At 69.8% G+C, this 12,679-nt stretch carries 13 protein-coding genes; 4 read left to right on the top strand and 9 right to left on the bottom strand.

Annotated features, from left to right (window positions below; genetic code table 11):
• The first annotated feature begins 78 nt into the window (after positions 1-78).
• The gene (locus AC6CCG_RS33340; protein WP_496659169.1) at positions 79-1,329 is read left to right on the top strand and encodes an ATP-binding protein; all 1,251 of its coding nucleotides are present in this window, start codon (positions 79-81) and stop codon (positions 1,327-1,329) included.
• 9 nt (positions 1,330-1,338) lie between these two features.
• On the opposite strand, the gene AC6CCG_RS33335 is transcribed toward AC6CCG_RS33340, so the two are convergent.
• The 5 genes from AC6CCG_RS33335 to AC6CCG_RS33315 form a co-directional block, all read right to left on the bottom strand.
• Entirely contained in the window at positions 1,339-3,135 is a 1,797-nt protein-coding gene (locus AC6CCG_RS33335) for a VanW family protein (protein ID WP_496659168.1), read from the bottom strand.
• 149 nt (positions 3,136-3,284) lie between these two features.
• Positions 3,285-4,184 carry an N-acetyl-1-D-myo-inositol-2-amino-2-deoxy-alpha-D-glucopyranoside deacetylase gene (gene mshB / locus AC6CCG_RS33330; protein WP_496659167.1) on the bottom strand — a complete coding sequence of 300 codons (900 nt, stop codon included), beginning with the start codon at positions 4,182-4,184 and terminating at the stop codon, positions 3,285-3,287.
• 43 nt (positions 4,185-4,227) lie between these two features.
• Entirely contained in the window at positions 4,228-5,016 is a 789-nt protein-coding gene (locus AC6CCG_RS33325; protein ID WP_496659166.1) for a hypothetical protein, read from the bottom strand.
• A 15-nt stretch (positions 5,017-5,031) separates the two neighbouring features.
• The gene (locus tag AC6CCG_RS33320; protein WP_496659165.1) at positions 5,032-5,526 is read right to left on the bottom strand and encodes a sigma-70 family RNA polymerase sigma factor; all 495 of its coding nucleotides are present in this window, start codon (positions 5,524-5,526) and stop codon (positions 5,032-5,034) included.
• A gap of 90 nt (positions 5,527-5,616) precedes the next feature.
• Positions 5,617-6,159: a mycothiol transferase gene (locus tag AC6CCG_RS33315; RefSeq protein WP_496659164.1), complete on the bottom strand. Its 543-nt coding sequence runs from the start codon at positions 6,157-6,159 to the stop codon at positions 5,617-5,619.
• A gap of 53 nt (positions 6,160-6,212) precedes the next feature.
• On the opposite strand from AC6CCG_RS33315, the gene AC6CCG_RS33310 reads away from it, so the two are divergent.
• Together AC6CCG_RS33310 and AC6CCG_RS33305 are read left to right on the top strand one after the other, a co-directional pair.
• Positions 6,213-6,380 (top strand): hypothetical protein, encoded by a 168-nt coding sequence (locus AC6CCG_RS33310; protein WP_496659163.1) that lies wholly within the window; start codon positions 6,213-6,215, stop codon positions 6,378-6,380.
• Positions 6,381-6,384: 4 nt separating this feature from the next.
• Entirely contained in the window at positions 6,385-7,059 is a 675-nt protein-coding gene (locus AC6CCG_RS33305; protein ID WP_496659162.1) for a hypothetical protein, read from the top strand.
• Here AC6CCG_RS33305 and AC6CCG_RS33300 read toward each other — a convergent pair.
• Positions 7,031-9,394: a transglycosylase domain-containing protein gene (locus tag AC6CCG_RS33300; protein WP_496659161.1), complete on the bottom strand. Its 2,364-nt coding sequence runs from the start codon at positions 9,392-9,394 to the stop codon at positions 7,031-7,033. The two genes, AC6CCG_RS33305 and AC6CCG_RS33300, sit on opposite strands and share 29 nt — an antisense overlap.
• A gap of 26 nt (positions 9,395-9,420) precedes the next feature.
• Positions 9,421-10,053, bottom strand: a complete 633-nt coding sequence (locus tag AC6CCG_RS33295; protein WP_496659160.1) for a TetR/AcrR family transcriptional regulator — start codon at positions 10,051-10,053, stop codon at positions 9,421-9,423.
• A gap of 275 nt (positions 10,054-10,328) precedes the next feature.
• On the opposite strand from AC6CCG_RS33295, the gene AC6CCG_RS33290 reads away from it, so the two are divergent.
• A complete protein-coding gene (locus AC6CCG_RS33290) occupies positions 10,329-10,529 on the top strand; it encodes a hypothetical protein (RefSeq protein ID WP_496659159.1) in 201 nt (66 codons plus the stop codon).
• Here the strand turns inward: AC6CCG_RS33290 and AC6CCG_RS33285 are convergent.
• The gene (locus AC6CCG_RS33285; protein WP_496659158.1) at positions 10,526-11,557 is read right to left on the bottom strand and encodes an ABC transporter ATP-binding protein; all 1,032 of its coding nucleotides are present in this window, start codon (positions 11,555-11,557) and stop codon (positions 10,526-10,528) included. The two genes, AC6CCG_RS33290 and AC6CCG_RS33285, sit on opposite strands and share 4 nt — an antisense overlap.
• Entirely contained in the window at positions 11,554-12,675 is a 1,122-nt protein-coding gene (locus AC6CCG_RS33280; RefSeq protein WP_496659157.1) for an ABC transporter ATP-binding protein, read from the bottom strand. The genes AC6CCG_RS33285 and AC6CCG_RS33280 overlap by 4 nt, the downstream gene beginning before the upstream one ends.
• Positions 12,676-12,679 lie beyond the last annotated feature (4 nt).

The raw sequence follows: 12,679 nt of genomic DNA, 5'->3' as shown, positions 1-12,679 counted from the left end.
CCGGCAAAACTATGACTTTCAGCTGGCAAACCTACGAGTTTCCGACGGCAAATCTACGAGAAGTGATACGGTCCCTGCGTGGCCGAACTCAAGCGACGGGCCATCGAGCCCCTCTGCCGAGAGCTGCTCGCAGCCGTGCCGGCGATCTTCATCAACGGCGCGCGGCAGGTCGGCAAAAGTACGCTGACCAGCCAGCTTCTTGGAAACGGCGTCGGCTACACCCTTGACGACCAAGCCACCCGGGACGCCATCGCGGTGGATCCGTCGGCGTTCATCGTCGACGGCAACGAGCACCCCATCGCCATCGACGAGATTCAACGGCTGCCGGATCTGCTGCTGGCAGTCAAGGCCTCGATCGATCGCGATCGACGGCCGGGTCGATTCATCCTGACCGGATCCTCCGATGTCCTCCGGCACCGAGCCACCCGGGAGAGCCTGGCGGGTCGCTCGATCGGGGTCCGGTTGTACGGCTTCTCCGGCGCCGAAGCCGCAGGCACGCCGATCGACGCAGCAGCTCAACTGTTCGCCGCCTTCGCTGAGCCGGCCCCGCCGGCCTGTGTCGGCAGTGAGCGACGGAACTACCTCGACCGTATCGTCACGGGGAGCTACCCCCAGGCACAATCCGGCAGCGAACGGGTCCGCAACCTCTGGTTCGACAGCTACCTTGAGCAATTGCTGACGCGGGATGCGGCAGACCTCAGCCGAATCGAACCAGCTCGACTCCAATCGGTCTTGCGGCTGCTGGCCGCGAATCAGGCGGGCGAGCTGGTCAAGGCACGGCTGGCCTCCGCGGCGTCGCTGCCCGCCTCGACGATCACGCCCTACCTCGACCTGCTGCAGCAGCTCTACTTGATCGATGTGATCCGGCCGTTCACGCCGAACGCGACGACCCGCGAGATCGGCCGGCCGAAGATCGTCGTCTCCGACAGCGGTATCGCCGCCCGGTTGGCTGCCGTCACGACGACGACGCTGGGCGCCCTACCGCCGGCAGCACAGCTCGGCGGCCTCTTCGAGGGGCTGATCGCCACCGAGCTGCTCGCGCAATCGGCCTGGAGCCGGGCCGACTACAAGCTGTGGCATTTCCGCGACCGACACGGACTCGAAGTCGATCTTGTGCTCGAGCGGGCCGACGGGGCCGTGCTCGCGATCGAGGTGAAGAGTTCGAGCTCGTACCGGGGCGACCAGTTCACCAATCTGGCCAGGTTCGCCGACCGGATGGCTGGGCGTTTCGTCGGCGGACTGGTGCTCGGCATGGCGCCGAGCGCCTACCGGTACACCGACAAGCTGTGGGGTCTGCCGGCGTCGGTGCTGTGGACCGGCCTCGGCTGACCCCGCCGGTCAGCGGCCGGGGGCGGTGCAGGTGACCTTGTTGGTCGGGTTGTAGCGCCAGAAGAAGTCTTCCTTCTTGGCCACCTTCCCGTTCTTGTAGAAGAGCCGGGAATAGGTCGCGTCGAAGCCCTGGACCGGTTCGGACGGCTGGCAGTTCGGCGAGTCGTTCTCGACCTCGCGGCCCCAGGTGAAGTTGGACTTCTTCGGCTTGGTCGACGTGATCTTCTCCCAGGTCTTGGTCGACCACATCCTGACGGTGATCGAGCCCTTCTCGTCGTAGTTCTTCGACTTGTCCACGGTGGCCTGGACCAGCACGCCGTAGTCGGTGTTGTTGCGGAACCGGAGGTCGATCGAGCCCCAGGAGACGGTGGCCTCCCGGCCGGGTGGGTAGCGGCTGATGTAGAGGCCGTGCGGCTTGTGCTCGATGTCCTCGAGGCCGGCGAAGAACATGGCGTTGTACGTCGTCGTCGCGCTCTGCGAGACGCCGCCGCCCAACTCCTCCTTGAACACGCCGCCGGAGATCACGCTGCCCTCGGTGAACCCGTTCTCCCGGGTCCGCTCGCCGACGATGTCGTTCAGCGAGAACACCTCGCCGGGCTTCAGAACAGTGCCGTTGATCAATTCCGCGGCCCGGCCGATGTTGACGTTGCGGTAGTTCGCGTGCGGGTAGTAGGTGGTGAACTCGCCGGTCACCTCCTTGATCCCGAGCTTCTCGGCGTCCTTGGTGTCGAACTCGGCCTTGGCGCCGGTCAGCTCGACGTCCGCGGTCCGCTCGTCGCCCGACTTCGTGATCACCGACTCGACGGCCTTCTTGAGTTCCTCGTCGCCGACCTCGGTGCCGTTCACGGCCGGGATCACCTTCGGCTTGCCGTCGACGATCTTGACCGTGGCGTCCTTCGGCTTCTTCGCCTCGACCTTCTTGATCTCCTTGGCCGCTTCCTCGGCGAGCTTCTTGCCGTCGAGCACCGGGGTCAGCTCCCCGCCCTCGGTGGAGAACGTGATCGACTCGGCGAGCATCTCCGGCGTCACGGTGAACTCTCCGGCGGCACCGGCCTTGAGGGTGATCGGGCCGGAGACGGCCGGCTCGGCGTACTCCTCGGCGACCTGTTCGGCTTCCTCGGTGGTGATCTCCGGCGACGTCTCGCTGACCTGCAGCGCGACCGGGCCGGAGAGGTTGCCCCGCGACTCCGTGAAGGCCTGGCCGAGCTGTCCGGCCGCTTCGTCCAGGACCGCGATCCCGGACTGACCTGGCTTGAGGTCCACCTCGGCGTCGTCGTACGCCAGCTCGGCGTTCTTCGGCTCGCGGTTGTGCTCCTCGGCCAGCCCGGCCACGGCTGCCTTCAGCTTGTCCTGATCGACCAGAATGACCGGGTCGATCGCCGCGCCGCCGGTCAGCACCAGCCAGATCCGGCGCGGATCGAGGCTGCGGCCGACGCCGGCGTTGGTCACGCTCTGCTCGTAGTCGACGGTCAGTCCGGCCACGACGGGGTCGATTTCGTCCTGCACCGGCTCGTCGGAGGCCCCCAACGTCACCGGGATCGGGCGCTCGGCCACCGGAGCGAACTCCGTCCGCAGCTTCTCGGTCGCCTCGGCATGGGTCAGCCCGCCGATCGCCACCCCGGCGATCGACGCGTTGCGCGGCAGGTTGTCGCCGGCCATGAAGTAGCCGATCGCGTACAGAATGCCGGCGGCCACCACGATCGCACCGATCACGGCGCCGATCACCGCGGCCGGCCGGATCCGCTTCTTCGGTTTCTTCGTGGCGACGAGGGTGTCGTCGGGGCCGGTCGGAATGGTGCTGGTCAAGAGGTAAACCTCGCCTCGGGAGGTCGGGACTGGCCACAGCTGGCCCCCGAGAAGTCAGTACGGGCGGTCAGCATAGTACGGGACAGATCCTTTGCATCCTGGCGATTTCCGGGTCCCGGCGCCGAATCGAGACCAGCCCGCAACCGAAGCTAGGAGAGTCCGGCGAAGAGGTCGTCGGCCCAGCCCGTGCCCGGGAACGGTTTCCCCGCGGCGAGCCGGAAATGCTCGCGTGACCAGACCTCGCTGCCGAACGTGCCACCGAGCGTGAAGAACGGATCGTCCAGGTTGATCTGAGTCGCGTGCGCCTTCATGGCGGCATGCTTGCGGTCGACGTAGTCCGTGCCGTCGATCTCGACCGCGATCGCCTCGTCCGGGCTGACCATCTTGGGCGTCTCGGCGGTCTCGAACTCCTTCCAGGTCTCGGTGTCGCCGGCCGCCCGGAGCTGCGCGATCCGCTCCCGCATCCGGCGCGCGCTCATCGCCGACCAGAGCACCCGCTCCACCTGCCACGCCTCGCCGAGGTCCGGCCGGTAGCTGGGCACCCCCGCGAGAACGTACGCATACATGGCGACCCGGTGGGCCTGGACGTGGTCCGGATGCCCGTACCCGCCGAACTCGTCGTAGCAGACCAGCACCTGCGGCTTGCGGTCCCGGATGATCGGCACCAGCAGGTCCGCCGCCTCGAGCAGGTCGGCCGACCAGAAGATGCCGTCGCGCAACTCCGTCCGCGCGGTGGCGTGGCCGTTCTCGTCCCACAACATCCCCGAATCCCGGTAGTGCCCGTCGCCGCCGAGGCGCACGTAGTCGGTCACCCCGAGGGCCTCCATGGCGGCATCCAGCTCGCCGATCCGGTGCTCGCCGAGGCGGTCCTCCCGGCCGGCCGCGAGGTGCCCGAGCGAGTCGACCAGGACTTCGCCCTCCTCGCCGAGGGTGCAGGTCACCAGCGTGACCTTGGCCCCCTCAGCGGCGTACTTCGCCATGGTGACGCCGGTGCCCAGCGTCTCGTCGTCGGGATGGGCGTGAACCAGCAGCAGTCGTCGATCAGTCACGTTCACTAGTTTTGCAGAAGCGACTGACAGTCGGGCGGGGCGGCTACCGGGCGGCCCGCTTCTCCTTCGCTGCCTTCTCCTTCGCCGCCTTCTCGGTCGCCGGATCCTGCTGCGGTGGCTCGGCCGGCAGCCGGTCCAGCCAGACGGTCCAGGCGTCGGAGGTGACCAGGGCGATCGCCTCCTGGTCGGTCAGCGGCAGCGTCTCCCGGGTCACCGGCCCGTTGCCCTCGAAGGCGTTGCGCTGACCGAACCAGACCGCGGCGCCGTCGTCGCGGACGAAGGTGTACCAGGTCCCGTCGCCGACCTTCTCCTTGTCGCGACTGATCTGCACCTCGCCGCCCTCGACCTCGGTCACCGTGCAGCCCTGGGCCTCGGTGCAGGGCACCGGCCCGAACCAGTCCATCCGCTGCACGCCGGCGCCGGACCAGGCATAGCCGTCCTTGTCGCCGAGGTGGTACACGACCATGCCGTCCTCGCCGTCCGGCTTGCGCAGCGTCAGGCCCTCGGGCAGCTCGGCCTTGATCACCTTCTGTAGCTCGGCCGTGGTCGGCAGCCGGCCGGCGGCCTTGGTCGGTTCGATGCTGCGAGACGCGCTCGGGGTGCCGGCCGGGGCGACGGTGACGCCGCCGCCGGTACCACCCGGCAGGCTGAAGGCGACGACGGCGCCGGCGGCAACCAGGGTCGCACCGACCGCGCCGAGCGCGGTCAGCCGGCGGTCGCGGAGCCGGCGCCGGCCGCGCCGGACGCCCTCCTCCACCAGGCTGTCCACCGGGGCCGGCCGGTCGGTCCGGTCGGCGGCTCGCAGCAGGGTCTGCAGGTCTCGGGTTTCCATGATCGTTCTCCTCGGTCAGGCGAGCAGCGAGCTGGTCAGGGGGCTGGGGGCGGCCTGGATCCGGCGCAGTGCGCGGTGGCTGGTGGTGCGCACCCAGGACCGGGTGCGACCCAGCATCCGGGCGACCTCCTCCACACTGAGGTCGTCCAGATAGCGCGTGACCACGACGAACCGCTCCTGCGGACTGAGCGCGGCCAGGGTTCGGGCCAGGTCGAGTCGCAGGTCGTGATCGCGGTCCGGCTGCTGCTGCTCCGGTACGACATCGACGAGCGCCACCTCCGTCGGCCGGCGCCGCCGGTCCGAGACGAAGACGTGGAACAGGGTCCGCATCGCATACCCGGTCGCGTTCCGGTCCAGGTCCACCCGGGCCCAGCTGACGTACAGCTTGGCCAGGGTCTCCTGCACCAGGTCCTCGGCGCGGTGCCAGTCCCCGGTCAGCAGCAGGGCCCGCCGGAACAGCGGCGCCGTGTTCTCGGTCGCCCAGTCACCGAAGTCGCGTCTGCGTGCCATCGTTCTCCTCGCACCCGTTCCGCCCCGGCGGCCGGTCCGGCCGCCGTCACCCTCTCTACGCGGGCAGGCACGGCGGCGTTACAACCTCGCTCAGGAATCGGGCCAGCCGTGACCGCGCCGCCCGTCGACCGCCTCCCGGAGCAGGTCGACATGACCGAGATGGATCAGGTTCTCCTCGAGCAGGTCGACCAGGATCCGACGCCGGTTCCGCGACCAGGCCGGGTCCGGGTCGGCGACGATCACGTCCAGCCCGCCGTCGGCGGCCAGCTCGGCCCAGGCCGCGCGGGATCGGGCGACCGCTCCGTACCACAGCGCGTAGAGTTGGTCCGGCTCGTCGGTGATCGCCGACTGCCAGCCCCAGTCGTCGTTGGCCACCCAGTCCCGCTCGTCCCACGGCGGCGGCAGCGGACGGCCCTGCGCGGTCGCGGTGAACCCGTCCTCGACGAAGGCCAGATGCTTGATCAGCCCGGCCAGCGTCATCGTCGACGGCTGGTGCCGGTGCCGGAGCTGCGCGGCGTCCAGCCCGCCCGTCTTCCAGGCGAACTCCTTGCGGGCCCGGTCCAGCGCGAAACCCAGCATCTCGGCGTCGGTCCCCCGCAGACATTCGGTGACCGGCAGCTCCTCGTACCCCATGGTGGTCAGCCTGGCACGCCCCGCCGACAAGCGCGGCCACTAAGGTGAGCCCGGTGTTCGGAGCGACCGGCTACGGCGAACAGCAACCCCGCCGCGGCACCTGGACCGAGGCCGCCGCGGCGAGCACCCCGACCCAGCCGCTCCGGCTCTCCTTCGGCTACGGCTCGCCCCGGCCGCTGAGCGACCTGATCGACTCCGCCCGGCACGGCCTGATCGGCTGAAGGCGTGGCCGAGTCGTTGATCGCGCGCGGGTTCTGGGGCCCGCGGCCGGAGCCGCCGGAGCGGATCACCGGCCGGCTCCTCGCCTTCCTGACCGGTCTGGACGACGACCTCGAGGAACGCGTCCCGTGGTCCTCGCACGAACTCCCGGGCCGGTCGCTGGTGGAGTCGGGGACGCTCGGCTCGTTGATCGCCGACGCCTTCCGCCGCAACACCGATGCCCCGCACCTGGGGATCACCCAGGCCTACGACGCCGACAGCCGACGGTTCGGCCGGCTCTCGCTCACCATGAACGTCGGCGGTTCCTCCCCCTCGCCGAGGGTCCGGAACGGCTTCGTGCTCGGTTGGTACGGCGACGCTGCGGCCGCACCGGCCGGCCGGATCCTGCGCCGGCTCGTCTCGGCCTGGGAGCCGGACTGGGCGGCGGTGACCTCGCACCCGCTCCTGCGAGAGCTGGCCGACGTGCAGCCCGTGGGGACCCCGACGCCCAAGCTCGGCTACCTGAGCTACCTCTCCGCGGCGACGGCGGCCGGCCTGCCGGACGGGTTCGCAGCGCGCCTGCTCCCGCTCGCGGACGGCGGTGTCATGATCAACTCGGGCGAGGGCACCGGATTCCTGCCGGTACAGCGGATCCGCGAACTCGCCCGCCTTCTCAGCGGTCGCCCGGCGGCGGATCGGTAGGCTCGGCCGGCGCCGGCCCGTCCGACACGTACAGATCGATCGTGCTGAACTGTCGGGCTTGACCGCCGGTCTGGCTGAAGCCGATCACCTCACCCGCCGGTACGGTCTCGCTGTGCCGCCGGATCTGGCGGACGGTGAAGCCCGCCTCCTCGAGCCGCTCGACCGCCGCCGCGATGCTCAGCCCGGTGAGGTCGGGCAGGTCCACCAGGGCCCCGGCCTCGAGCTCCCGCGGCGGCGCCACGAAGTCCGTCTCCGGCTTGCCGTCCAGGTAGCGCTCCATCGTCGGCTTCCAGATCAGGCGGCCCGCGTCGCCGCCGCCGCTGCCCTCCAGCACCACCCCGGTGTCGGTCTCGTAGCCGAGCACGCCCTTGCTCCGGTACGGCTTCGCGCCCTTCCGGAACGGGACCTTCCGGTTGTCGATCGCGATCATGGCCACGCCGGCCGCCTCGGGCGTGTAGCCGGCGAAGGAGACCGTGTAGTTGTCGTCGGTGGTGCCGGTCTTGCCGGCCTGCGGACGACCGCCGTCCAGCCGGGCGGGCCGGCCGGTGCCGTCGCTCATCACGCCCGACAGCAGTTCGTTCATCGCGTCGGCGACCTCGGCCGGGAGCACCCGGCGGCAGTTGCCGTCCGGCACCGCCAGGTCCTTGCCGCCGGCGGTGGTCACCTGGCGGAGCACGATCGGGTCGCAGTGCACGCCCCGGGCCGCGAACGTCGCGTACGCCTCGGCGACCTTCATCGGAGCGACCTCGGCGGTGCCGAGCGTGAACGACGGCATCGTGTCGTAGGCACTGATCGGCAGGTCCTTGGTACTGCTCTCCATGCCGAGCTTCTCGGTCAGCTCGACGATGTCGCACATCCCGACCTGCAGCGCCAGTTGGACGAAGTACGTGTTCGTCGACTGCTCGGCGGCCCGCCGCATGTCCATCACGCCCTTGGCCGCGGTCGAGTTCTTCACCGGGAACCGGCCGGTCTCGACCGGCCCGGAACAGGAGTCGAAGCGGCGGCCGGTGAAGTCCATCCGCGGCTGCGCGTCGTACGTCTTGCTCAGCGGGATGCCCTGCGCCAGAGCGGCGGCCGCGGTGAACGCCTTGAAGGTGGATCCGGCCTGGAAACCTTCGGCGCCGCCCATGGCCGGGGTGGCCGAGTAGTTGTAGTAGGTCTCGCCCTGCTTGGTGTCGTCGCCCATCACCGGCCGGCTCTGCGCCATCGCCAAGATCAAACCGGTACCGGGCTGGATCATGTTCATCGTCGCGATCACCGAGTCCTTCGGCCCGACCACCTGCTCCAACTGGCGTTGGGCCAGGTCCTGGGTGCCCGGGTCGATCGCGGTCCTGATCGTCAGCCCGCCGCGGTTCAGGGTCTGCTCGCGCTCCTCGGGCGTCGCACCCAGGCTGGGCAGCTGCAGCAGCGTCCGCCGTACGTAGTCGCAGATGAACGGGTAGTCCGAGTCCTGGCAGCCGTTCCGGACCGGGCGGACGTCGCGCAGGTCGTAGCCCTGCTGCTTGGCGCGGTCGGCCGCGGCGGGCGTGATCATGCCCAGCTCGGCCATCCGGTTGATCACCACGTCGCGCCGCTGCAGGGCCGCGTCCTTGCTCTTGATCGGATTCAGCTGGTTCGGGTCGCGGACCAGCCCGGCCAGCAGCGCGGCCTGCGGCAGGGTCAGCTTCGCTGCCGTGGTGGAGAAGTAGTAGCTGGCCGCGGCCTCGACGCCGTACACGCCGTTGCCGAAGTAGGCGATGTTGAGATAGCGCTCCAGGATCTCGTCCTTGCTGAACTTCTGCTCCAGCGCGAGGGCGTACCGCAGCTCCTTGATCTTGCGCTGATAGCCCTCCGGGCCGTCCGATCTGATCACGTCGGCGATGCACTGTTGATCAAGGTCGCAGGCCTCGAGCAGCACCATCTTCACGTACTGCTGGCTGATCGAGGAGCCGCCCTGGGTGCTGCTGCCGGACGAGTTGCGCAGCAGGGCCCGCAGTGTGCCGGTCAAGTCCAGCGCGCCGTGCTCGTAGAACCGGTGGTCCTCGATCGCCAGCAGCGCGGTGATCATCTCCGGCGCCATGTCGTCCAGCTCGATGTAGATCCGGTTCTGGTCGTAGAAGTGGGTCAGCACCTCGCCGTTGCCCAGCAGCACGGTCGATCGCTGGGCCTGCGGCGGCGTCTCGAGTTCGGCCGGCAGGTCCTCCAACTGGCCGGCCGCAGCCTGGCCGGTCGCCCCGGACAACCCGGCCAGCGGGACGAACAGCCCGGCCACCAGGACTCCGGCGACCACGCTCACCACCGCGAACATCAGGAAGGACGAAACGATCTTGACGACGCGCAGAGGGCTCACCGGCATGGGCCAGAGTGTAAGCGGCCTTTCTGTCAGGCCAGGTCGGCGAGTCCGCGCAGACCGCGGCGCACCGACCGCGCGGCCCGCTCCGGGGTGTCGCCGTGCCCGGTGCAGAGCCCGATCATGCCTTCGGTCACCGTACGCCGGACCTGCTTGGGCCTGAGCATCCCCACCAGGGCGAGGCTGACGGCACCGTGCCAGAGGATCCAGAACTGGTACGCGACGCCGGTCACCGTCGGCTCGTCAAGATCATCGAGCCGCACCCCGACGCACCGCCCGACCGCCCCGACCAGCCGGTCCAGGGCCTCGTCGGCCAGCACGTCGGTGATCTCGCTCAGCCGCGGATCGGCGAACATCGCCCGGTAGAGTTCCGGCTCGGTCAGCCCGGCGCGCACGTACACCGCGCCGAACGCGGCCACGTCCGCCACCGGATCGGAGGTCACCCCAACCTCGTCGAACCCCGCGACCAGCCGCCGGCACCCCTCGGCCAGCACCTCCCGCCAGACCCCGTCCATCCCGCCGAAGTGGGTGTAGACCGCCATCGTCGACACCCCGGTCTCAGCCGCCAGCCGCCGAGCCGTCACCGCCGACTGCCCCTCCGCCGCCAGCACCGTCAGCGCCGACGCCAGCATCCGCTCGCGGATCGGCGGCGCGTCGATGGTCATCGCCCGATCATCCCACTTCCGTTGCGGGACGCGTCGGGTTGTCGACAACCCGACGCCGAGACCGACGATCTGCGTGGGCTTGTCGACAAACCCGACGGTTGGGGAGTGGGCCGCAGGGCGTCCGTCGCAATAGCCGTTGCCCCAGTGGTCGGCGTGGATCGCCGAGCCGACCTTCGCGGCCCGGACCCCCGCTGAACGCGAGCCTGACGAACGAACTCCACCAGCGGCGGACCGGACAGGGCCTCGACCGCAAGGTAGAACTCGGTCCGGGGCTCGTGCCTGGCGCGCTCGATGACGCCGGCGAGCATCGCCTCGGCCTGTTCCCGCGTCCTGCTGTCGAACGACAGGAACGTCGTCACGCGGTCGTCGCCGACGACGGCGACGACCGCGTCGAGGTCATCGGCGGCGAACTCGCACAGGCGAACACGCCGACCGGACAGGTCGAGCGGATGGGTCCCTGGCACCGTTCGGCCTAGACGACCTCGCGGACCTCGGCGAAGTGGCAGGCGGAGGCGTGTTCGCCGGCGCCGTCGGGGCGGAGCACCAGTTGCGGTTGCTCGACCGAGCAGCGGTCCTGGGCCCGCCAGCAGCGGGTGTGGAACCGGCAGCCGGCCGGCGGGTTGGCCGGGCTCGGGACGTCGCCGGTCAGCACGATCTGGTCGCGGCTGTTGCGCAGGGTCGGGTCCGGCACCGGGACCGCGGACAACAACGCCTGCGTGTACGGGTGCGTGGGCCGGGAGTAGATCTGATCCTCGTCGCCGAGCTCGGCCATGGTGCCGAGGTACATCACGCCGACCCGGTCCGAGATGTGCCGGACCACGGACAGGTCGTGGGCGATGAAGATGTAGGCCAGCCCGAGCTCGGACTGCAGCCGCTCCAGCAGGTTCACCACCTGCGCCTGCACCGAGACGTCCAGCGCCGACACCGGCTCGTCGCAGACCAGGATCTTCGGGTTCAGGGCGAGGCCGCGGGCGATCCCGATCCGCTGCCGCTGGCCGCCGGAGAACTGGTGCGGGTAGCGGTTGATGTGCTCCGGGTTGAGGCCGACCAGGTCGAGCAGCTCCTGCACCTTGGCTCGACGCTGCGAGGCCGGCACCACGTCGGGATGGATGTGGAACGGCTCGGCCACGATGTCGCCGACGGTCTTGCGCGGGTTCAGCGACGTGTACGGGTCCTGGAAGATCATCTGGATGTCGCGGCGGGCCCGTCGCCAAGCCGCGCCGGACAGCTTGGTGACGTCGACGTCGTCGTACAGCAGCCGGCCGGGGCTGGCCTTGCCGCTGCCCGGGTGGCTCCGGAACGGCTCCTCAAGACCGACCAGCAGCCGGGCCAGCGTCGACTTGCCGCAGCCGGACTCGCCGACGATGCCGAGGGTCTCGCCCTTGTGCAGCTCGAACGAGACGCCGTCCACGGCCTTCACGTAGCCGACCGTCCGGCGCAGCACGCCGGCCTTGATCGGATAGTGCTTGTAGAGCTCCTCGGCGCGCAGGATCACGTCGCTCAACGCAGTTCCCTCCCCTGCTGGGTGGTGTCGGCCAGCTCCTCGGTGGTCGGCTCGGCGACGGCCAGGTCTTCGGCGAAGTGGCAGGCGCTGAGCCGGCCCGGGACGCCCGGCCGTTGCCCGACGCCGACCAGTTCGCGCAGCGGCGGCGGCGGATCGGCACGGCAGATGTCCTGGGCGTACCGGCAGCGCGGGTTGAAGGCGCAGCCGGCCGGGATGTGCATCAGGTTGGGCGGCAGCCCGCCGATCGCGGCCAGGTCCTGGCCCTTCTGGTCCAGCCGCGGGATGGACTCCAACAGACCCTTCGTGTACGGGTGCCGCGGCGACGCGTACAGCTCGAACACCTCGGCCGACTCGACGATCTTGCCGGCGTACATCACCGCGATCCGGTCGGCCACGTCGGCCACCACACCAAGATCATGAGTGATCAGGATCAGGCCCATCTTGCGTTCTTCCTGCAGCTCGGCGAGCAGCTGCATGATCTGGGCCTGCACGGTGACGTCCAGCGCGGTGGTCGGCTCGTCGGCGATCAGGATCGCCGGGTCGAGCGCGATCGACATCGCGATCATGATCCGCTGCCGCATGCCGCCGGAGAACTGGTGCGGGAACGCCTTCACCCGTTGCCGGGCTCCCGGGATCTGCACCCGCTCCATCAGCCGGATCGCCTGCTGCAGCGAGTCGGCCCGGTTCATCCCGCGGTGCTTGCGGAACATCTCGGCGATCTGCCAGCCGACCGGGAAGACCGGGTTCAGCGCCGACAGCGCATCCTGGAAGACCATCGCGATCTCGGCCCCGCGGACGGACCGCCGAACCTCCTCGTCCTGGGTCAGCAGGTCGGTGCCGCAGTAGCGCACCTGACCGCCGGTGACGTAGCCGGGCGGCGAGTCCAGGATGCCCATGATCGCCTGCGCGGTCACCGACTTCCCGGAGCCGGACTCGCCGAGGATCGCCAGCGTCTCGCCCTCGCGGAGGTCGAACGAGACCCCGTTGATCGCCTTGGCGACGCCTTCCTTGGTCCGGAACTCCACCTGGAGTTGATCAACTTCGAGCAGCAGCCCGTCGGTCGGCACCCAACTCCGGGCCGCCTCGACCGCGCGGGTCTCCACAACGGATTCGGTCATCTCC

Source organism: Microlunatus sp. YIM B11417, assembly GCF_059617205.1.
Note: the sequence above shows the minus strand (reverse complement) of the source record. Positions and strands in the feature narration are given on the sequence as shown.